General features: G+C 54.0%; 15 protein-coding genes and 1 tRNA gene. 8 read left to right on the top strand and 8 right to left on the bottom strand.

Annotated features, from left to right (window positions below; all coding sequences use genetic code 11):
• Positions 1–73 precede the first annotated feature (73 nt).
• The 3 genes from G497_RS0110625 to G497_RS0110615 all read left to right on the top strand — a co-directional run bounded on the left by G497_RS0110625 (position 74) and on the right by G497_RS0110615 (position 3,733).
• A complete protein-coding gene (locus G497_RS0110625; RefSeq protein ID WP_027188127.1) occupies positions 74–2,053 on the top strand; it encodes a monovalent cation:proton antiporter family protein in 1,980 nt (659 codons plus the stop codon).
• 372 nt (positions 2,054–2,425) lie between these two features.
• On the top strand, positions 2,426–3,208 hold the full coding sequence (locus G497_RS0110620) for a sulfite exporter TauE/SafE family protein (RefSeq protein ID WP_034637562.1): 783 nt from the start codon (positions 2,426–2,428) through the stop codon (positions 3,206–3,208).
• A gap of 180 nt (positions 3,209–3,388) precedes the next feature.
• On the top strand, positions 3,389–3,733 hold the full coding sequence (locus G497_RS0110615) for an Hpt domain-containing protein (RefSeq protein WP_027188125.1): 345 nt from the start codon (positions 3,389–3,391) through the stop codon (positions 3,731–3,733).
• A gap of 193 nt (positions 3,734–3,926) precedes the next feature.
• On the opposite strand, the gene G497_RS0110610 is transcribed toward G497_RS0110615, so the two are convergent.
• Positions 3,927–5,345 carry a sigma-54 interaction domain-containing protein gene (locus G497_RS0110610; RefSeq protein ID WP_084516209.1) on the bottom strand — a complete coding sequence of 473 codons (1,419 nt, stop codon included), beginning with the start codon at positions 5,343–5,345 and terminating at the stop codon, positions 3,927–3,929.
• 726 nt (positions 5,346–6,071) lie between these two features.
• Between G497_RS0110610 and G497_RS17775 the strand changes: the two genes are divergently transcribed.
• A complete protein-coding gene (locus G497_RS17775; RefSeq protein WP_084516207.1) occupies positions 6,072–7,469 on the top strand; it encodes an MFS transporter in 1,398 nt (465 codons plus the stop codon).
• 99 nt (positions 7,470–7,568) lie between these two features.
• Positions 7,569–8,417 carry an amidohydrolase family protein gene (locus G497_RS0110595; protein ID WP_027188123.1) on the top strand — a complete coding sequence of 283 codons (849 nt, stop codon included), beginning with the start codon at positions 7,569–7,571 and terminating at the stop codon, positions 8,415–8,417.
• Between the two features lie 98 nt (positions 8,418–8,515).
• Here G497_RS0110595 and lon read toward each other — a convergent pair whose 3' ends face one another.
• From lon to G497_RS17760, 7 genes are all read right to left on the bottom strand, one after another.
• Entirely contained in the window at positions 8,516–10,963 is a 2,448-nt protein-coding gene (lon, locus tag G497_RS17770; RefSeq protein WP_034637559.1) for an endopeptidase La, read from the bottom strand.
• A 258-nt stretch (positions 10,964–11,221) separates the two neighbouring features.
• The gene (clpX, locus tag G497_RS0110580; protein WP_027188122.1) at positions 11,222–12,493 is read right to left on the bottom strand and encodes an ATP-dependent Clp protease ATP-binding subunit ClpX; all 1,272 of its coding nucleotides are present in this window, start codon (positions 12,491–12,493) and stop codon (positions 11,222–11,224) included.
• A 184-nt stretch (positions 12,494–12,677) separates the two neighbouring features.
• Positions 12,678–13,283, bottom strand: coding sequence for an ATP-dependent Clp protease proteolytic subunit (locus G497_RS0110570; RefSeq protein WP_027188121.1), 606 nt, complete (start codon positions 13,281–13,283; stop codon positions 12,678–12,680).
• 575 nt (positions 13,284–13,858) lie between these two features.
• Complete coding sequence (gene tig / locus G497_RS0110560) at positions 13,859–15,169, bottom strand: trigger factor (protein ID WP_027188119.1); 1,311 nt, start codon at positions 15,167–15,169, stop codon at positions 13,859–13,861.
• 94 nt (positions 15,170–15,263) lie between these two features.
• Positions 15,264–15,347 (bottom strand) — tRNA-Leu (locus G497_RS0110555).
• A gap of 336 nt (positions 15,348–15,683) precedes the next feature.
• The gene (locus G497_RS0110550; RefSeq protein WP_027188118.1) at positions 15,684–16,337 is read right to left on the bottom strand and encodes an OB-fold protein; all 654 of its coding nucleotides are present in this window, start codon (positions 16,335–16,337) and stop codon (positions 15,684–15,686) included.
• 125 nt (positions 16,338–16,462) lie between these two features.
• Positions 16,463–17,755 carry a glycosyltransferase family protein gene (locus G497_RS17760; RefSeq protein WP_051258044.1) on the bottom strand — a complete coding sequence of 431 codons (1,293 nt, stop codon included), beginning with the start codon at positions 17,753–17,755 and terminating at the stop codon, positions 16,463–16,465.
• A gap of 183 nt (positions 17,756–17,938) precedes the next feature.
• Between G497_RS17760 and G497_RS17755 the strand changes: the two genes are divergently transcribed.
• The 3 genes from G497_RS17755 to ruvC all read left to right on the top strand — a co-directional run bounded on the left by G497_RS17755 (position 17,939) and on the right by ruvC (position 19,908).
• On the top strand, positions 17,939–18,568 hold the full coding sequence (locus G497_RS17755) for an RlmE family RNA methyltransferase (protein ID WP_034637569.1): 630 nt from the start codon (positions 17,939–17,941) through the stop codon (positions 18,566–18,568).
• A gap of 86 nt (positions 18,569–18,654) precedes the next feature.
• Positions 18,655–19,398, top strand: a complete 744-nt coding sequence (locus tag G497_RS0110530; RefSeq protein ID WP_027188117.1) for a YebC/PmpR family DNA-binding transcriptional regulator — start codon at positions 18,655–18,657, stop codon at positions 19,396–19,398.
• 3 nt (positions 19,399–19,401) lie between these two features.
• Positions 19,402–19,908, top strand: a complete 507-nt coding sequence (gene ruvC, locus G497_RS0110525) for a crossover junction endodeoxyribonuclease RuvC (RefSeq protein ID WP_027188116.1) — start codon at positions 19,402–19,404, stop codon at positions 19,906–19,908.
• Positions 19,909–20,150: the final 242 nt, after the last annotated feature.

Raw genomic sequence — 20,150 nt, 5'->3', positions numbered from 1 at the left:
AATGAGGGCTGCGGGTGCGGGGTGGCAAGGCCACCCCGCACATCTCTCCAAAGCCCGAATGGAAAAGAATACCATGGAAGAATTACTCCGCGAATTTTTTATCATAGCCCTGCTTTCCACCGCAGTAACCTACGGGTGCAGCCGCGTTAAAATTCCCCCTATTGTGGGTTTTTTAATTACCGGGGCCCTGTTTGGCCCTTCTGCTTTTGGTTTGGTACAGAATGCGGAATCGGTAACCATTCTTTCGGAAATTGGTGTGGTCTTCCTGCTGTTTTCCATTGGTATGGAACTTTCCATCAGCGAACTTATTCGCTTGCGAAAGCCCGTGTTCATTGGCGGGGGCTTGCAGGTGGCGGCTACCATTGGCGGCGTGGTGGCCCTTTGCCTGTGGTTTTGGCCGGGTGAAAGTACCAGCACCGCCGTGTTTTTTGGTTTTCTGGTGGCGCTTTCATCCACTGCCATTGTGCTGAAGGTGTTGCAGCAGAAAGGGCAAATGGAAAGTCCCCTGGGGCGTATTTCCCTTTCCATTCTGGTTTTTCAAGATTTAATTATTATTCCCATGATGCTGGCAACGCCGCTTCTGGCAGGGCATGGGCAGGCAGACATGGCCTCCCTTGCCATAAAAGCCGGGCAAACCCTTGCCCTTATTGTAGGTATTTTTTTGCTGGCCCGCAAAGGCGTGCCCTGGCTGCTTACCTTGGTGGTGCGCACTAAAAGCCGGGAAATGTTTCTTATCAGCACGTTGGGTATTTGCCTTGGCACGGCCTGGCTTACGGCCCAGCTAGGGCTTTCCCTTTCCTTGGGGGCGTTCATGGCAGGCCTTGTGGTGGCGGAATCGGAATACAGCCACAGCGCCCTGGAAGGTATTTTGCCGTTTCGCGACGTGTTTACCAGCGTCTTTTTCATTTCTGTAGGCATGTTGCTGGACATGCACTTCTTTCTGGCCAATATTTCCACCATACTTGTGGTGACCCTTTTGGTGCTTGGGCTGAAGGCTGTGCTTGCAGGCGGTGCCACCCTGGCCCTGGGTTACCCCTTGCGCCCCGCCCTGCTGGTGGGGTTTGCCCTGTGCCAGGTGGGGGAATTTTCCTTTGTGCTGGCCAAAAGTGGCGTGCAGGAAGGGTTGCTTACCCAGGACAATTACCAGCTTTTTCTGGCTGCCAGCATTCTTACCATGGTGGGTACCCCCTTTCTGCTGAATGCTTCCCCCACCCTGGCCAACCGCGTTATGCGTTTTTTGGGCAAGAAGGAGCGGGAAACAGAAGCTTTGCAGACAAAAGCCGGGCTGGAAGACCACCTGATTATTATTGGCTTTGGCATTGGCGGCAAGCTGCTGGCCCGTGCCGCCAACATGGCAGGCATTGGCTATACCATTCTGGAAATGAACCCGGACACCGTGCGCCATTATGCAGCCCAGGGCGAACCCATTACCCATGGCGACGCCACCCACCCTGCCATGCTGGAAAGCCTTGGCATTCTTCAGGCGCGGGTGCTGTGCATTGTTATTTCCGACCCGGCCGCCGTGCGGGGCATTACGGAAGTGGCCCGGCACATGAACCCCAACGTGCACATTCTTGTGCGCACCCGCTTCCTTGCGGAAGTGGCAGCGTTGAAGGAGCTGGGGGCCAGCAACGTTATTCCCGAAGAGTTTGAAACAGCCATTGAAATTTTCACCCGTGTCCTTTCCAAGTACCTTGTGCCGCGCGACGCCATTGAGCAGTTCACCAACGAAGTGCGGGCGGAAAACTACGACATGCTGCGCAAATCTCATGTGGAAGGCACTAATATTGGCTTTTTACAAAAATATATGCCTGAAATGACCGTTTCTGCCTTTACGGTGGCCACGGGTTCTGCCCTGGATGGCGTGAGCCTGATGGAAAGCAACCTGCGCCAGCGGGCCGGAATTACCGTGGTCGCCATTCGCAGGGAAGGCGAAATGTTCCCCCACCCAGGGGGCGACTTTACGCTGCACGCCGGGGACATTGCCTATGTGTTTGCTTCCCCCAAGGAAGCCACTGCCGCCATGAAGTTTTTTGAAATAGGTTCGCACTAGAGCATTGCAACTTTGAAATGCTCTGTGGACGCGCAGCGGACACTCGCTAGGCGTGTTGTTTTATTCTATTATTACCTTGGGTTATGTTGAGTTGCCCATGTGTATTACGGAAAATGAATACAACTTTTCAAAGTTGAGATGCTCTAGGGTAGATTCACGTTGTAAATGTCTCTTGGCAATGTGAAAGGCACGTTGGCTCCATGCGACGCATAGCGGACGCCGCGAGATTATTGCAGTGTGCATTTTCCCGTACCGTGGAAAGACAGTTGCCGGGGTATTCGGCCCTTCTGGATGCTTCTGGAGCAAAAATCAGTGAATTATGCCCAGGATTCCCTTGTGTTCAATGCGTAATTACCTTTTAAGGGCCGACTCATGGAAGCGTTTGCAGAAATTGCCGGGTTTACCCCGGCCCTGTTGTGTTTTGTGCTGGGGGCAGCTTTTTTTGCAGGGTTTGTAGACAGCATTGCCGGGGGCGGGGGGCTTATAAGCCTGCCTTCCTTACTGCTGGCAGGTGTGCCGCCCCACATGGCCCTGGGCACGGGCAAGTTTATGAGTACCCTTGGCACCAGCGCGGCCTGCGTAACTTACATGCGTAGCGGGGCCATTAGCTGGCGGGTGGTGGCGGCTGGCCTGTTCTTTTCCCTTGTGGGCGCTGCCGTGGGGGCACGGCTGGTGCTGGTGGTTTCGCCAGACGTGCTGGGCAAGGTGCTGGTGCTGTTATTACCCCTGGCGGCCCTGTGCGTGCTGTTCCCGGTGCGAAGTGGCCAGGGCTCACTGGAAGTACCCCGCAACAAGCTGCTTATTCACACCCCGCTGTTGTGCTTTGTGATTGGTATGTATGATGGTTTTTACGGCCCAAGCACGGGCAGTTTTTTGCTGCTGGGGTTGCATTTTATGCTGCGCCTGCCCCTTGTGGCGGCTTCGGCCACGGCAAAGCCCTTCAACCTGGCATCCAACCTTGCGGCCTTTGTGGTGTTTATGTTCAACGGTAGCGTACTGTATAGCCTGGCTGTGCCCCTTGCTGTTGCTAACATATTAGGCAACGTGGTGGGCAGCCGCCTTGCCATTCGTAAGGGGGCCAAAGTGGTACGGGGCATGTTGTTTATTTCCCTTGCTTTGTTGTTTGGAACGTTGCTGCACCGTTATTACGCATAAGCCAAGGTTGCAAGGTAATGCTTGCCTTTTTCTGCCAGTTGCGGCTAAACAGCATTGATTGATGTGGGCATATGGCCCATGCAGTAACTGAACACATCTGCTTATTGTGCGCGCGTTTTCTTGTTTCAAGAAAAGCAGTAACACCGTATATTTTTGCCAACGCAACGAAGAGGAAGCACCATGGTTACTTTAAAATCTGATGACGCTTTGCGCGGCCTTGGGAACAACACAAACCTGTACCGCCGAGTATTGACGAAATTTGTAGACAGCTACACAAACGCGGCAGAAACTCTTGCTGCCCATGTGAATGCCCAGGAATATGAAGAGGCGGAACGCCTTGCCCACACTATTAAAGGGCTTGCTGGCAGCGTGGGTGCCCCTGAACTGGCGGAAAAGGCCATGGGGATAGAACAGGCATTGCATGCCGGGGCAGACGCCGAGGCATGCCAGCCCCAGTTGGCGCAGTTTGCCACTACGTTGGCAGAAACTATTGCCGCCTGCCGGGAAATGGTGGCAACGCTGTAAGGGTAGTGAGTTGTTTTTTTTGGGAAACCCCCTGTAAGGTTTGAGCCTTGCAGGGGGTTTTTGGTTTGTGGAGGGGAGAGGAGGGCTGCATAGTTTCGTGCGGCGTGCCGCCGAAGTGAATTGTTTTGAGTGGAGGGAACGTGCAGTTTTGTGCGGCGTGCCGCACGAACCTCCCCCCTAAAAATAATCTCCCCTACCCCTCTTTCCCCATTCGCTGCAATTTGCGGAACAACGTGCTGCGGTTCACCTGTAAAAATTCCGCAGCGGCGTTCATAGACCCTGTGCGGGCAATGGTCGCCTCAATAATATCGCGCTCCAGGTTGGCCACAATATCTCCCAGGGCCATGCTTTTGGTGGGTAAGTCCAGGCCCTCCGCCAGTTGTTTTTTGTCTGTGGCGTAAATATGGGGTGGCAGGTCTTCGGGTTGAATAAGCACCATTTCTCTGTTCACCACCAGCCCTTGCACCAGGTTTTGTAATTCCCGCACGTTGCCCGGCCAGGAGTAGTTTTCCAGAATGCGTAATGAGGCTTCGGAAAAAATGACCTCATGGTGGTAGCGGTTTTTGTACAATTCCAGAAAGTATTCCAAAAATGGCCGTATATCTGCCTGCCGCTCCCGCAGGGGGGGCACACGCAACTGGGCCACGTTGAGCCGGTAGTACAGGTCTTTACGAAACTTGCCCTCGTCCACGGCTTCTTCAAGGTTTACATTGGTGGCCGCTATAATGCGTACATCCACCGTGCGGGGGGTTGTGTCGCCCACGCGCATAATTTCGCCGTCTTGCAGCACCCGCAAAAAACGGGTTTGCATGGCCAGGGGGAGTTCCCCAATTTCATCCAGCATAATGGTGCCGCCGTCGGCCGCTTCAAAATAACCGGGCTTTCCTTTGCCGGCAGCCCCGGAAAATGCCCCAGGCACATACCCAAACAGTTCAGATTCAATAAGGGCAGGGGAAATGCTGCCGCAGTCAACTTTCAGGAAAATCTTGTCGCGCCGTTGGCTAAGGGCATGGGCTTTTTTGGCAAGCACGTCCTTGCCCGAACCTGTTTCCCCAATGAGCAGCAGGGAAGCGTCGGTTTCTGCAATTTTGCGCAGCCTGGACATAAGGGTTTGCATGGAGTCGCTTTGCAAAAGCTCTGCCCCAGGCTCTTTTGTTGTTTCTTCGGAAATGAAGGAAAGCAGTTCATGGTAGTCTTGCAACTGCTTGCCCTGCTGGGAAACCTGCTTGCTCAGGCGGGTAATGGAGGTGACGTCGCGCACAAAGGTAATAACCATCACCACTTCTTTGCTACTTGGCGCAAAAATGGGAAACCCTTGTAAAAAAACGCGTTTTTTGCGCAGTTGCTGCACTGTGCTGGCAGGTTTTCCCGTTTTGACAATAGTGGGGTTCAAAGCGGTGTTGAATATGCCGGTGCGGGTAAGTTCAGCCACGTTCTTTCCACACAGGTCCTCAGCCCGCAAACCTGTGGTACGCTCGTAACTTCTATTCACAAACAACGTCACACCTGCACTGTCTGTTACATAGGCACCAATGGTAACAGCGTGCAGCAGTTCAGTAGCGTATTGGGCAAGAAGAAGTTCACTGTTGCTGCATGTACTTGCTTTTTGCATAATCATTCCCTGCGGTAAGATATAAGTACTGGGCTGTGCGCTGCAAGTAAACTCTGGTATAGAGTTGTGGGTGCAAATTTGCACAGGCAATTTTTGGAAACTATGTTTTATTGGCAATAATGTAAATAGGTTATAGCGCGCATTTGGCCTTCCTCCCTTTAAGGGAAACCCCCTGTGCAATTTTGCACCATTGGGGCACTTGGCTTAGCGGTAATTTTGTGAAAAAAAGTGCAAATTAGAACAGTATATGGTGCAAATTTGCATCTTTATAGACTATGAATAGTAGCGCCTTGCCGGGTTCAGTCACTTTAAGTATGATATATCAGGCAATTACGCAATCGTTTCTCGTTTGGCATCGTCTTTGCTTATCCAATATGGTGATAAAATTCACAAATAGCAATGATTGCTGTTTACAGAACAGCAGCTTGGTGAACACCAAGGGCTGCAAAGCTTTGGCTGCTCTGGCAGCATGGCGCAGCTGAACGGTGAGGGAACGGGGCAATTGCAATGGTTAGCGTAAGTAGCGAATGAAATGAGTTAATTGCTCAGCAAAGATTTTTGAAAAATCCTTGCCACGAAATAGGCATAGGCGAGCTCTGCTCGCCGTTACGCGACTATTTCACGTGTTCAATGCTCTAACGTGTGTTGCAGTGCCCATGAGCATGTGTTGCTGAACAGAAGACCCGGCCTGATGCAGGCGGTGAGCAAAGACAAGGGGGAGCGTTTATGAGTGTAACAGCCGAAAATAAGGTTATGCTGCGTAAAGTGGCAGTTGCCAGCATTATTGGGGCAACCATAGAGTGGTATGACTTTTTCCTGTACGGCGTTGTGGCAGGGATTGTCTTTAACAAACTCTATTTCCCCACGGGCGACCCGTTCATTTCAACGTTGCTGGCTTACAGCACCTTTGCTGTGGGCTTTCTTACCCGCCCGTTGGGGGGTGTCATTTTTGGCCACTTTGGCGACAAGCTTGGCCGCAAGAGTATGCTGGTGCTTACCTTGATGATTATGGGTGGCTCCACCGTGCTTATTGGTCTTGTTCCTTCCTATGCCAGCATAGGCATTGCCGCCCCCATTTTGCTACTGCTTTTGCGTATTATTCAGGGCATTGGCCTTGGTGGCGAATGGGGTGGTGCCGTGCTTATGACCTTTGAATATGCCCCCAAAGAAGAGCGCGGTTACTATGCAAGTCTGCCACAAATTGGTCTTTCCTTAGGGCTTTGCCTGGCTTCAGGTGTGGTGGGGCTGCTCTCCTTTTTGCTGACAGAAGATCAGTTCTTTAATTGGGGCTGGCGTATTGCCTTTTTGCTCAGCGTGTTGATGCTGGCAGTAGGTTCTTATATCCGGCTTAACGTGAAGGAAACCCCGGAATTTGCCAAGCTGAAAGAAGCCAATAAGACAAAAGCCAAGAATGCCCCTATCCCCATTGCCGACATGTGGAAAAACTTTAAGGGCAGCACCATTGCCGGCATGGGCGCGCGGTGTATTGATGGTGTGTTCTTTAATATTTTTGGGGTATTTTCCATTACCTACCTCACCAACTATGCCAACGTTTCCCGCACTGAAGCCCTTATGGGGGTGATGATAGCCGCCTTTACCATGTGTTTTACCATTCCCTACTTTGGCTGGCTTTCCGACAAAATAGGCAGAACAAAGCTCTATTTTTGGGGCAGCCTTGCCGCAGGGCTTTGTGCGTTCCCGGCCTTTTGGGTGTTCGACAACTTCAGTAACAGCGTGCCCCTGGTGTGGCTTGCCATCGTTGTTCCGTTCAGCCTGTGCTACGCTTCGGTATATGGGCCGGAAGCGGCGCTGTTTTCCGACCTGTACCCGGCCAGGGTGCGCTACACAGGCATTTCATTCGTGTACCAATTCTCCGGTATATTCGCTAGCGGCATGACACCGCTTATTGCCACTGCCTTGCTGCAAATGAACAACAACAACCCGTTGTACGTTTCCATTTACCTGCTCCTTGCTGGCGTTATAAGCATGTATTCTGCCCACTGGATTGGCAAAAATAAAGACCGCATTGAAGCCGCAGCAGAAGAGCGTGATTACGTGGCCCCTGTGGCAGAAGATGATGACGATGATGATGCTGTGGTGTCTAGCACCACTGCCACTGCTTAGGGAAACGCTTTTTGGTTTTGCCGGGGTGGTACCCCTGCCGCGGCATTCATTCCAACGCATTATGCTTTTGACATTGTTCTTAGCGCCACTGGAGGCACCATGAGCATTATTGACTTTCGGTTCCGGCCCAATACCCCGGAAATTATCAATGGCATTAAGAACAGCACCATGTTCAAGCAGGCCTGCAAGGTTATTGGGTTTGACGCACGCAAGCCCCAGCCCCTGGAAGAAATTGTGGCTGGGCTGGATAGCCTTGGGGTGGAACTGGCGGTTATTACCGGGCGTGATTGCGAAACAACCTATGGCTTTCCTGCCAACAACGGCAGTGTGCAGGAATTTTGCCGCGCGTACCCAAATAAGTTTGTGGGCTTTTGGGGCGTAGACCCCCACAAGGGTATGGCGGCTGTATATGAAATTGTGAAGGTAGTGGAAGAGTATGGCATGAAAGGCATTGCCATTGACCCCTACCTGGCCCACATTCCTGCCTGCGAGGCCCGCTTTTACCCGCTATATACCAAGTGTGCGGAACTGGGTATTCCTGTGTTTGTGACCATGGCACCGCCCCCGCAGGTGAAGGGGGCCATTATGGACTATGCCGACCCGCGCCACATAGACCAGGTAGCCAGAGACTTCCCGGAACTGACCCTGATTATGAGCCACGGCGGGTATCCCTTCGTGAACGAAGCCATTTTTGCCTGCATGCGCAACGCCAATGTGTATATGGATTTTTCCGAATACGAGCGTTCCCCCATGGCAGATGTGTTTGTGGATGGCATGCGCGGCTGCATTCAGGATAAAGTGGTGTTTGCCAGCGCCCACCCCTTTATTGAGTTGAAAGACGCGCTGGATGTGTATGCTTCCTTCGACCTGCCGGATACCGTGCGCCGCAAAGTGATGTACGACAACGCCCGCCGCATTTTGGGGCTGGGGGACATTGTCCCCCAATAAAAATCAATAAAAGCCACTGAACGATACTCTAAAACACCAAACCCCCGGCAGTACCGGGGGTTTGGTGTTTTAGAGTGTCGCAAGTGCCACGGCAGTGCTTAATGCGGTGTTCCTGTGCTTTCCACGGCAACGCTGGCCAGCTTCAACGCATGGGCCATGGGGCGTGCCTCGCTTCTGCCAGGGAACAGGTCTCTGCTGGGGGCCTCAATGGCAACGGGCAGTACCTCATCCACATGTTCCACCAGTACAATGGTCAGCCCTTTCAGCACATCCTGTGGAATGTCCTTCAGGTCTTTTTCATTGTCTTTGGGCACAATCACGGTTTGTATCAGGCCGCGCCGGGCAGCCAGCAGTTTTTCCCGCAGCCCGCCAATGGGCAGCACGCGCCCGCGCAGGGTAATTTCCCCTGTCATGGCAATGTCGTTACGCACAGGCAGGCCCAGCAGGGCGGAAACCAGGGAGGTTGCCAGGGTAATGCCTGCGGAAGGGCCGTCTTTGGGGGTGGCCCCTTCCGGCACGTGAATGTGAATGTCAATATCTTTATGGAAGTCCGGGCGCAGGCCAAACAGGGCGGCACGGGAGCGCACATACGAAAGGGCTGCCTGAGCCGATTCTGTCATTACCTCACCCAGCTTGCCTGTGGTGCTTACTTTGCCGGAGCCGGGCATAAGGGCCGTTTCCACCAGCAACAGTTCGCCGCCAACGTCGGTGTAGGCAAGGCCAGTGCACACGCCCACCTGGGCTTCGTTTTCTTTCTCGCCATAGCGGAACTTTTTCACCCCCAGCAGGGTGCCCAGGCTTTGCCGGGAAACGTTGACCTTTTTGTTCACAGCGTTGGCGGAAACAATGCTCATGGCTGTTCTGCGGCATACCTTGGCAAGTTCACGCTCCAGGTTACGCACCCCTGCTTCTTTGGTGTAGCAGCGGATAATTTCCAGCATGGCGGCATCGGAAATATTCAGGTTATCCTCTGTCAGGCCGTGGGCTTCCAGTTGCCGCGGCATAAGAAACTGCTTGGCAATGTTCATTTTTTCCGTTTCCAGGTAGCCGGAAAGGCGGATAATTTCCATTCTGTCCTGCAACGGCAGGGGAATGCCGTGCAGGGAGTTTGCCGTGGTAATGAAGAACACCTGGGAAAGGTCGTAATCCATGTCCAGGTAGTGGTCATTAAACGTATTGTTCTGTTCCGGGTCCAGCACTTCCAGCAGGGCTGCGGCTGGGTCACCACGAAAATCGGCGCTCATTTTATCAATTTCATCCAGGCAGAACAGGGGGTTATTTGACTTTACCCGCTTGAGTGACTGAATGATTTTGCCGGGCATGGCCCCCACATAGGTGCGGCGGTGCCCGCGAATTTCCGCTTCATCGCGCACGCCCCCAAAGGAAAGGCGTAAAAACTCACGGCCAGTGGCAGCCGCCACGGAACGGGCCAGGGAAGTTTTGCCCACGCCAGGGGGGCCCACAAGGCACAAAATGGGGCCTTTAAGCTTGTTCACCAGCTTTTGCACCGCAAGGTATTCCAAAATACGCTCTTTAGGCTTTTCCAGGCCGTAGTGGTCGGCATTCAGGCGGTCGCGGGCTTTGTCGATATCAATGGCCGTTTCGCGCATGGTGTTCCACGGCAGGTCCAAAATCCAGTCCACATAGTTGCGTACCACGGTATATTCAGCGGAAGAAGAAGGAATTTGGCGCAGTTTTTTGATTTCTCGCAAGCCTTTTTCCCGTGCCTCTTCAGGCATGTCCAGGCCCTTCATGCGGGTTTCCAGCTCATTCACTTCCAGTTGCGGGTCGTCTTCACGTCCCATTTCCTTATGAATGGCCTTGATCTGCTCGTTAAGGTAATACTCCTTCTGGTTCTGCTCCATCTGGTCTTTTACGCGGCCTTTAATGCTTTTTTCCAGGCCGGCAATGGCCACTTCATTGGAAAGCAGGCCGCATACCATTTCCAGGCGGGTGGCTGTGTCCAACGTTTCCAGCACGTCCTGTTTTTTCCGGTATTCGCCTTGCACATGGGGCACAATGGCATCTGCCAGTTTGCCTGCTTCATGAATGGCAAGAATGGATTGCAGAATTTCTTGCGTGAGCTTTTTGTTGGTGGTGCTGTATTCTTCCAGCGCTTCATGGGCGGCGCGCACGGTGGCTTCTGCCAGCATGGCAGAGCTGTCCTGGTCGTGCAGTGGTTCCACCTGAACAGTGGTAAAGGCCACGTCGCCCGTGCCAATGGTCAGGGAGCCTGCGGATTTCCAGGAAGCCCGGTACAGCCCCTCAAACAACACTTTGATGGTGCCATCCGGCAGGCGCAAGAGTTGCAGAATGCGGCTTACAGTGCCTATGGAGTACAGGTCGTCTGCCTGGGGCTGGGCCACAGCGGAATCCTTCTGGGTCACCAGAAAAATCTGCCTGTCGGTATTTTCCACAGCGTGTTCAATGGCTTTTATGGAAGCTTCACGCCCTACAAACAATGGAATGATAGAGCGTGGGAACATGACCACTTCACGCAGGGGCATGCTGGGCAATACAAGGCTGTTTTCCATAGACTTTGGCATAATGTTCTCCGCCAGGCACTCGGTGGGTCAGGCAAAGGCTGGTTTGTTTCGTGTAACGGTGTTGATTACTTGGGGAGGCTCTGCCTCCCCAAGCCCCACCGCCAAGGGCATGATGCCCTTGGAACCCCACATCAGCGTTCAGTTTTTCGCTACGCGAAAAACTGAACGCAAATGGGGGTCAAGGGGCGTCACGTCCCTTGCAGGGGGTCTGGGGGACAGCGTCCCCTAGTGAAAATGATAATTATAAAAAGCGCGGGGTTATTCCCCCACGGCATTCACTTGGGCATCGGTTGCGTAAATGAGCAGGGGTGGTTTGTCTTTTTCCACCACGGCTTTATTGATAACGCACTCTTGCAGTCCTTGCTGGGAGGGCAGGGTGTACATGATATCCAGCATGGAGCGTTCCAGCACGTTGCGCAAGCCCCTGGCCCCGGTTTTTTGCTTCAGGGCTTTTTGGGCCACTGCCAGCAGGGCGTCCTGGGTAAAGCGCAGGGTTACTTTATCCAGCCCGAACAGGGCCTGGTATTGGCGCACAAGGGCGTTTTTCGGCTCTGTCAGTACGCGCACAAGGTCTTCTTCCGTCAGTTCCTCAAGGTAGGTAATAACGGGAATACGGCCCACAAATTCAGGAATAAGGCCGAATTTGACGAGGTCATTGGGGTGCAGGTCTTCCAGGCAGGCTGTGCTGCTTGCCTTGGCTTCTGCTTTGCCTTCAATGCGGGCCCCAAAGCCCATGGAACGGCCCCTGGTGCGTTGTTCCACCAGTTTTTCAATGCCCACAAAGGCCCCGCCAAGAATAAACAGGATATTGGAGGTATCCATGCGGATGTATTCCTGCTGGGGGTGCTTGCGCCCGCCCTTGGGGGGAATGTTGGCTTCCGTGCCTTCAATAATTTTCAGCAGGGCCTGCTGCACCCCTTCCCCGGAAACGTCGCGGGTAATGGAGGGGCTGTCGCCCTTGCGGGAAATCTTGTCGATTTCGTCAATATAAATAATGCCCTTGGAAGCGGATTCCAGGTCGTAATCAGCATTTTGTAAAAGCTGCACAAGAATGTTTTCCACATCCTCGCCCACGTACCCGGCTTCGGTCAGGGTGGTGGCGTCGGCAATGGCAAACGGCACCTTTAAAATATTGGCCAGGGTTTTAGCCAGCAGGGTTTTGCCGCTGCCGGAAGGGCCAAGCAGCAAAATGTTGCTTTTTTCCAGCTTGACGTCTGCCGGAATGGCGTCTTTAAAAAACACGCGCTTGTAGTGGTTGTGCACGGCTACTGCCAAGGTGCGCTTGGCGCGTTCCTGGCCAATAACATAGTCGTCAAGGCGGGCCTTAATTTCCATGGGGGGCAGCAGCACGCCGTCTTTCTTCACTTCATCGGCAACTTGCTCTGTCATGATTTCATTGCACAGGGCAACGCATTCATCGCAAATGCATGTTTTGTCAGGGCCTTCAATAAGGCGCTGCACCTGATCGTCGCCTTTATGGCAAAAGGAACAACGTAACATTCCTTTTTCTTTAGGCTTATCGTCAGCCATGTGAACTCCTTCTTTCGCGTATCGCAGTAGGCACAGCCAGTGGCAGGCCTGAATAATTGCATGTGGGCGAGTATTGCTCAATTGAACTTGTTGCTTTTTACTGGGGGGGGCTTCCGCCAAGGGCATCTTGCCCTTGCAGGGGCAGGGGGACAGCGCCCCCCCAAGAAAAGTCAATAAAATTCATTTAATCTTCTTGGGCCTTTGCCAAGTCCTCACGTGAAGTAAGCACTCTGTCAACAATGCCAAGGGTAACGGCATCTTCGGCACCCATGAAGTTATCCCGCTCTGTAATTTCAGTAATCTTTTCAACTGTTTGGCCTGTGTGCTTGGCCATAATGCCATTAAGCATACTTTTCAGGCGCAGGGTTTCTTTGGCGTGAATTTCAATGTCTGTAGCTTGCCCGCGGAAACCGCCGGAAGGCTGGTGAATCATGATGCGGCTGTGGGGCAAGGAATAACGCAGGCCGGGTGTGCCTGCACAAAGCAGCAATGCCCCCATGCTGGCAGCCTGGCCCATGCACAACGTGGCCACTGGGCAGGTAATGTACTGTATGGTGTCGTAAATGGCGAGGCCAGCCGTAACCAGCCCCCCAGGGGAGTTGATGTACAGGTATATTTCTTTTTCAGGATCTTCTGATTCCAAAAAAAGAAGCTGGGCGCAAATAAGGGAAGCGGTGTGTTCGTTTACTTCTTCGCCAAGCAGAATGATGCGGTCTTTGAGCAAACGGGAATAAATATCATAGGCGCGTTCTGAACGCCCTGTGGTTTCAATGACCATAGGGATGGGCATGGAGGCACTCCTTCACAAGTGGCTTGCAAGCGTCCTGAATTCCAAAAAACAGGGCTTGGTGGCTAAACAATGGTATTGTAAGTACTCTGGCGAAAAAGGGCAAGAGAGCGAAGTGCCTTCCCCGGCAGGAATTTGCCTTGCCGGACTGTGTTTTTACGCCATGGTAAGCCCCCGGCAAAAAACGCAGCATTGTATATTTTATATGCAATACACGTGCCGGGGCTTGGCGCACAGGGGCAGAGATACTTTTGCGGGCCAAGGCTGCCAGTTCTGGCCTGGAAAGGGAAAAAGTTTCCCTAAAAACCAGAAAGCGCAGCCCATAAAACGCAAGGCGGGGAACACATTGTCGCCCGCCTTGCAAAGGAAATCAAGGGAAACGCTGATTTATTCCGTTTGGCGGTGTTACTTCGCTTTTTTTGAAACAGTCATGGACGGAAGAGTCCACTCCTGCTTCAAAAAAACTCGTGCCTAGCCAAACGAAATAACTGAGCGTTTCCAAAATACCATTTAATCAGTGCGTCCCCAGAAATTACGGAAACAGTCATTGCCGTTGGAAACGTGAAGTCTCCGTAAGCTTATGCTTCTTCAGGGGCACGCGGTGCCACCATGGTAACAGCAGCCTTTTCAAACATGGCTTCCATGGCCTTGTCTGCAAGAATTCTGTCGCGCAGGGCAAAAATAAGGTTGTGCTGCATGTAGTATTCTTTCAGGGCGTTGTAGTCTTGCCCAGACTGCATGGCAATGCGGCGCAGTTGCAGGTCTACTTCTTGCTCGCTTACTGCCAGTTCCAGCTTGCGGGCAACGCCAATAAGCAGAATTTGGGCCTTGGCACGCAGTTCAGCTTCAGGGCGCATTTCTTCAACCAGTTCCTGCTCGGTTTTGCCAAGCACCGCAAGGGACTTACCCTGGCGTTCCAACTTGTGCTTCATGTCGTCCAGCAGCATACCAATGTTGCTGTTGGTCATGGATTCTGGCACAGGGAAGTCTACCAGTTTCAGCAGGCCGTCCAGCATAGCTTTTTGAGCAGTGGCCTTGTTCAGGTCTTGGCGGCTTTTGCGGTACGAGTCGGAAATGGTTTCGCGCAGTTTTTCCACGGTTTCCACGCCGCCCATTTTCTGGGCCAGGGCGTCATCCAGCTCGGGCAGCTTGCGTTCTTGCAGGCCATGCAGGGTTACCTTCATGGTGACTGTTTTGCCAGCAAATTCGGGGTTGAAGAAGTCTGCGGGGAAGCTTACAGGGCCTTCGCCAGCGTCGCCGGGCTTCAGGGTGAACACCAGGGCTTCAAAGTCGGGCAGGGTTTGGCTTTCACCCAGGGGCAGGTGGAAGTTTTCAGCCTTGATGCCGGGCACGGGTTCGCCGTTTTCATCGAAAGCGGCAAAATCAACCACAGCAATGTCGCCTGCTTTGGCGTTACGCACTTCACCCACGGCAACCACTTCGGCTGCGTTGTCCCGCAGGCGGTCCAGCACGCGGGTAACTTCTTCTTCGTTCACCACGGTTTCTTCCTGCTCCACAGCAAACCCTTCGTAGGCAGGCACGTCAAATTCCGGCATTACTTCAAAAGAAATGCAGTAGGTAAATTCTTCGCCGCGCTGCAACTGCTTGCCGTCGAAATCGATACGGGAAACAGGGTTCACGCTCAGTTCGCCCACAATCTGGTTAATGTGCAGGTTCACCAGTTCTGTGGTGGCTTCCTGATAAATTTCATTGTGGAAGCGGCTTTCCACCATGCTTGCAGGGGCCTTGCCCTTACGGAAACCGTCAAACTTTACCGTGGTGCGGTACATGGCAATGGTTGCGCCAATTGAGGCGTCCACTTCTTCTGCCGGAACGGTAACAACGATTTTTTTCTTGATGGGGGAAAGGTCTTCAACTGTGTATTGCATGGTGCGGGGCTCCTTTTGCTGTGGCTGCCTTAATGTACAAACGGGTACCGCCCCTTGGGGTAGGATGCGGCGGGGCGCGCGGCGCGCAGAAATTTGGTGCGAGAGGGGAGACTCGAACTCCCACGGACCAGCCGCTGGATTCTAAGTCCAGTGCGTCTACCAGTTCCGCCACTCTCGCACATAAGGGAATAACCTTGCTAACGTACAGTATAAAGGAAGAAAGAGTACGCCGCAAGGCATCGGAACATACATTGCAGTTGGCGCTGTGTCAAAACATATATTTTACGTGGTGGTAATGCGGAACTTCGTGCGGGGTGGCGCAAGAACTGTGCATCATCGGTCTCAAAAAAGCATATACACTGGTACGTTGTAGCAATCGAAATAAAGAGGAAACGCTCAGTTTTTTTGTTTGGCAAGGCGCGATGGTTTTTTTGAAGAGCGGGCTGGGCTCTTTCGCCCTGCCCCTCTTCAAAAAAAGCAAGCAACGCCGCCAAACGGAAAAAATCAGCGTTTCCTACCTAATAGAAAGTATCTCACACCGATCCAATATAACATCCTGCATCAAAAAATCCTTTACCACGCCGCGCACCAGCACCCGCGAGCCTTTGCCAATTTTTCGCAGGTTGGGGGAGTTTGCGGGGAAATAGCAGGTTAACCCGGTGTCGCCGCCATCTTCCCGTGGGAAGAAAATATACGGCAAGTTAAACGCCCCTTTGGCAATATCTGCCACGGTGGCTTCAAACACCACAGGCTTTCCCTGGAAGTCGTCGTCTGCAATAACCTGATTGTTCAGGTACGCAATGGAAAGGGCGTTGGGGCTTGTGGGGAAAGCCAGCATTTTTTCCAGCCATGTATTTTCCTGCGGGTTTTTGGGGCGCAGAATGGTCACTGTCAGGCCGTCTTTTGTTTCCCCTACGGCCTGCACGCCCTGGCCCGGTGCTTTGCCGGGGCCATAGAACCCCACCTGCACAAGGGGGGCGTTAAATTCCTGGGCGGCATGCAGTACGGTTTCGGCAATAACGGCGTCGGTAAGGTCTGCCGGGCCATCTTTGGCAAGCCCTAAGGCATAGCGGTTGCTTACCCCGGTGGCGCGCACGGTGGGCAGCGGTTCGGCCAGGGCAGGCAAGGTGACCATGCATAAGAATACTGTAGCAAAAAGAAGACGCATGAAGCACTTCCAGAAGAGTTATAGGGAGGGAAACGTTGTGTGTTTCCTTTGGTGGCGTATAATAACGCCTCGCAAGGCGGGGGGCAAGGGCTGAATTACTGCATGGCCCTTGCAACAGGTGCTTCTTACAATTCCAGGTGCGTTACCACCTGCTGCATTCTGTGGTGGTACGTATGCTGGCTGGTAATAAGTTCCCCCCAGTTTTGGGTAAGGCTGCGGCGCAGTGCCGGGGCTGCTTCCAGGCTGCGCAGCAGGCCGGGCAGTTCTTGTGCCGTATGAAAGGTCACAGGCCGGGTAAGTTCCTTTGGGAACAGCTCCAGGCCGGGGGTGGCGTCGCTCACCATAAGCCCGCCAGCGGCCCACACATCAAAGTGGCGCTGGTTCAGGCCATGGGGCAGTTGCAGGCTGGTCAGGGCCAGGGTGGCCTGGGCCGTGGCATATAGCCCTGGCAGGCGGGTGTAATAGTCCCCCGGGGGTGTAAGGCGCGCCCCTTGTGGCAGGCAACTGCCCCAGCCTGCATCCCCAACAATATCAAGGCCAGCACTGGTGCTTGTGCCTGCAACACCCGCGTTGTGTTTCGTGAAGGCGCTGGCGGCTGCGGTAAGGCAGGAACTGCGCCATGCAAGATTTGTTTCTTCCGCGCCCAGGGCGGGCATACGGGCGTTTTTGCCGGGCCAGTAGGGCGGTTGCCCTTTGCCATGGGGGGCAAGGGCCTGCTGCCACCAGCCAAGGTGGGGGCGTTCTTCCTGCCCGGAATGTTCCAGCATGGCAATGGCGTGGGAAAGCAGCTCCGGCGGGGGCTGGCAGCCCTTGAAGAAATCGTCTTTACCCGGAAACTGGGAGCGCCCTACAAACAACACCGGGGCAAGACCCGTGGGGGCAGGGCAGGTGGCCCGTTGCGGGGCGTGTGGCCCGAACAGCTCCAGGCAGGCAGCCAGGGGCAGGTGGGCCACGCTTGTTGCCCCTGCCTCACGCAGGGCAGGTAGAAAGAATGGGTCTGTCACAAACAGAGGCAACGTTTTCCACAGTGGGTCACGCACGCCGGAAAGCAGGTTCCAGGGGTTGTCCACACACCACACGGCAGCCTTGCTGTTATGCTGGGCAAGGCATTGCAGCACAGGCTTCATTGGGGTAAGGCCAGAAAAATTGATGCTGAAGAGCAGGGCAGGCTCCCCTTGCAGCAGGGTGGGTAAATAATGGGGGGAACCTTCCGCCAGCAGGGCCTGGGGGGCAGGGCGGCTTACCCGCAGGCCAAGGGCGGCAAAGGCCATGGCACATTCTTCACGCAGCAGGCCGTTGCCGGAGTCGGGTATGATAACATGACTGATGGAGGGCATGAAGGCCACCTTGTGAGAAGGGAGTGAGTGGAGCAATAGGGCACGCCCGGCAGTATAGCCGGAAACCTGCCAATTTTCCATGCGCCGGGCTGCTTGGCGAACGCGTAAAAATAGCATATAATGCGCGGTTCAAAGGAACAGGGCGTTTTTGCCCATTATAGCCCAACAGGTGCTGCATGATTGGCTGGCAGCATGTTGCCTTCAACAATTCGCCTTTTGCGCTGGCTGCACCCAATGGGGTTCCTTTGCAATGTGGAAAAATCAATGAAAAAGTACCGCGACCATTATTTTTTACAGGCCAAGCAGGACAACTACCCTGCACGCTCTGTATATAAACTGAAAGAAATAGACAAGCGTTTTCGCCTGTTCCATGCCGGGCAGCGTGTGCTTGACCTGGGTGCCGCCCCTGGTTCCTGGACCCTTGCCGCTGCGGAGCGGGTGGGGGAAACTGGCCTTGTTATTGCCGCAGACATTCAAAACACCACCACCACCTTTCCCCGTTTTGTGCAGTTTTATCAGGAAGATGTGTTTTACCGCACCCCGGCCTTTGAAGCGTTGCTGTGTGAAAGCGGGCCGTTTGATGTGGTAATTTCCGACATGGCCCCGCGCACCACAGGCCACCGAAGCACAGATCAGGCGCGTTCCGCTGCCCTGTGTGAGGAAGCCCTGGCCGTGGCCATTGCCCACTTGAAAAAGGGGGGCAACTTTGTGGTGAAGGTGTTTATGGGGCCAGATGTGAAGGCCTATTCCGAAGCCCTGCGCCGTTCTTTTGGCAGTGTGAAGTCGTACAAGCCTGCCAGTTCCCGTTCTGAGAGTTTTGAAACCTTCTATGTGGCTCTTGGGTTTAAAGGACTGCCTGCACCCGACCCTGGAGGGGAAATAATACCAGAGTAGAGGGCCTTGGCCCCTTGTGTATTCTTTCCCGACCAACAAAAACAAAAAAGAGTAGCCCATAGAAGGGCATGTGTAAGGAGATTCCCATGGCTGGACATAGTAAATGGAAAAACATTCAGCATCGCAAAGGCCGCCAGGATGCGAAGCGCAGCAAAGATTTTACCCGTGCTGCCAAAGAAATTATTATTGCTGCCAAAAACGGTGGCGACCCGGAATATAACCCCCGGCTGCGCAGCGCCATTGCCTTTGCCAAGGAAGTGAACCTGCCCAAGGATAAAATTGATTCTGCCATCCGCAAGGGCACCGGGGAAGAAGCAGGCGGCGATTTGGCCGAAATTATGTATGAAGGTTATGGCCCAGGGGGCGTTGCTGTGCTGGTGGAAGTAGCCACCGACAACCGCAACCGCACCGTGGCCGAAGTGCGCCACATTTTCAGCAAGAATGGTGGTGCCATGGGCGAACTGGGCTGCGTTGCCTGGATGTTCGACAGCAAGGGTGTGTTTACCTTTACCAAGGCAAAATACACCGAAGATGCGTTGATGGAAGTGGGCCTGGAAGCTGGGGCAGAAGACATTGTGGATGACGGCGAGGCCTTTGAAGTGCAGTGCGCCCCCACAGACTTTGAAGCCCTGCGCGAAGCCTTTGCCGCAGCAGGCATGGTAGCGGAAGAGTCCCGCCTTGGCCGCGTGCCGCAAAACACCGTACCTGTGGACGTGGAAGCCGCCAAAAAACTGCTGCGCCTTGTGGACGCCCTGGAAGACAACGACGACGTGCAAAACGTGTACGCCAACTTCGACCTGCCTGACGACGTGCTGGCAGAGATGGAGTAAGCGGTGGCTGGCCCCCTGCGTGTGCTGGGCATTGACCCGGGTTCCCAGTGTCTTGGCTGGGGGCTGGTGGAAGAAACTTCCGGCATGTTGCGCCTTGTGGATTGCGGGGCCATTCGCCCAAAGGGTGAAACCTTTTCCCAGCGGCTGGGGCAACTGTACACCCAGCTCGCCCAAGTGGTGCGTGAAGTGGCCCCCCACGAAGCCGCCATTGAAAACGTGTTTACCTGTAAGAACATGGCTTCAGCCCTGAAGTTGGGGCAGGCCCGCGGCATTGCCGTGGGTGCCTGCGCCGCCGGGGGTATTCCCGTGGCAGACTATGAACCGACGTTGGTGAAAAAAACGCTGGTGGGTACAGGCCGGGCAGAAAAAGAACAGGTCAGCTTTATGGTGGGGCGGCTGCTCAATGCAAAGCCCACCTGGGGGCTGGATACGGGTGACGCCCTGGCGGTGGCCTTGTGCCACCTGCAAATGCGGCGCTTGCAGATTCTCCTGGCCAAGCAGAAAAAGTGATACGCTTGTTCGGATTTTGAGTGTTAGGGCAAGCTGCATGCTTTGTGTTTGGTTTTGGGCGTGGCACGTTGGTAAAACTAGCCTTTTTTGCGCATGCGGCGTTGGCGGCGAATTTTCCGTCAGGGCAGACCGTGAGGGCAGCCCCTAGAAAAATCCGCCGCCGCCTTGCCTGCACAAAAAATTCTATCTTTTCACCAACGCCCCGCCCAAGCACAGCCCCCTGCTCGCGCATGGATGCACCT

It is taken from the genome of Desulfovibrio cuneatus DSM 11391 (genome assembly GCF_000430005.1).
Classification (GTDB): domain Bacteria; phylum Desulfobacterota; class Desulfovibrionia; order Desulfovibrionales; family Desulfovibrionaceae; genus Frigididesulfovibrio; species Frigididesulfovibrio cuneatus.
The sequence above is the reverse complement of the archived record's forward strand: the minus strand, read 5'-3'. Positions and strand labels throughout refer to the sequence as shown.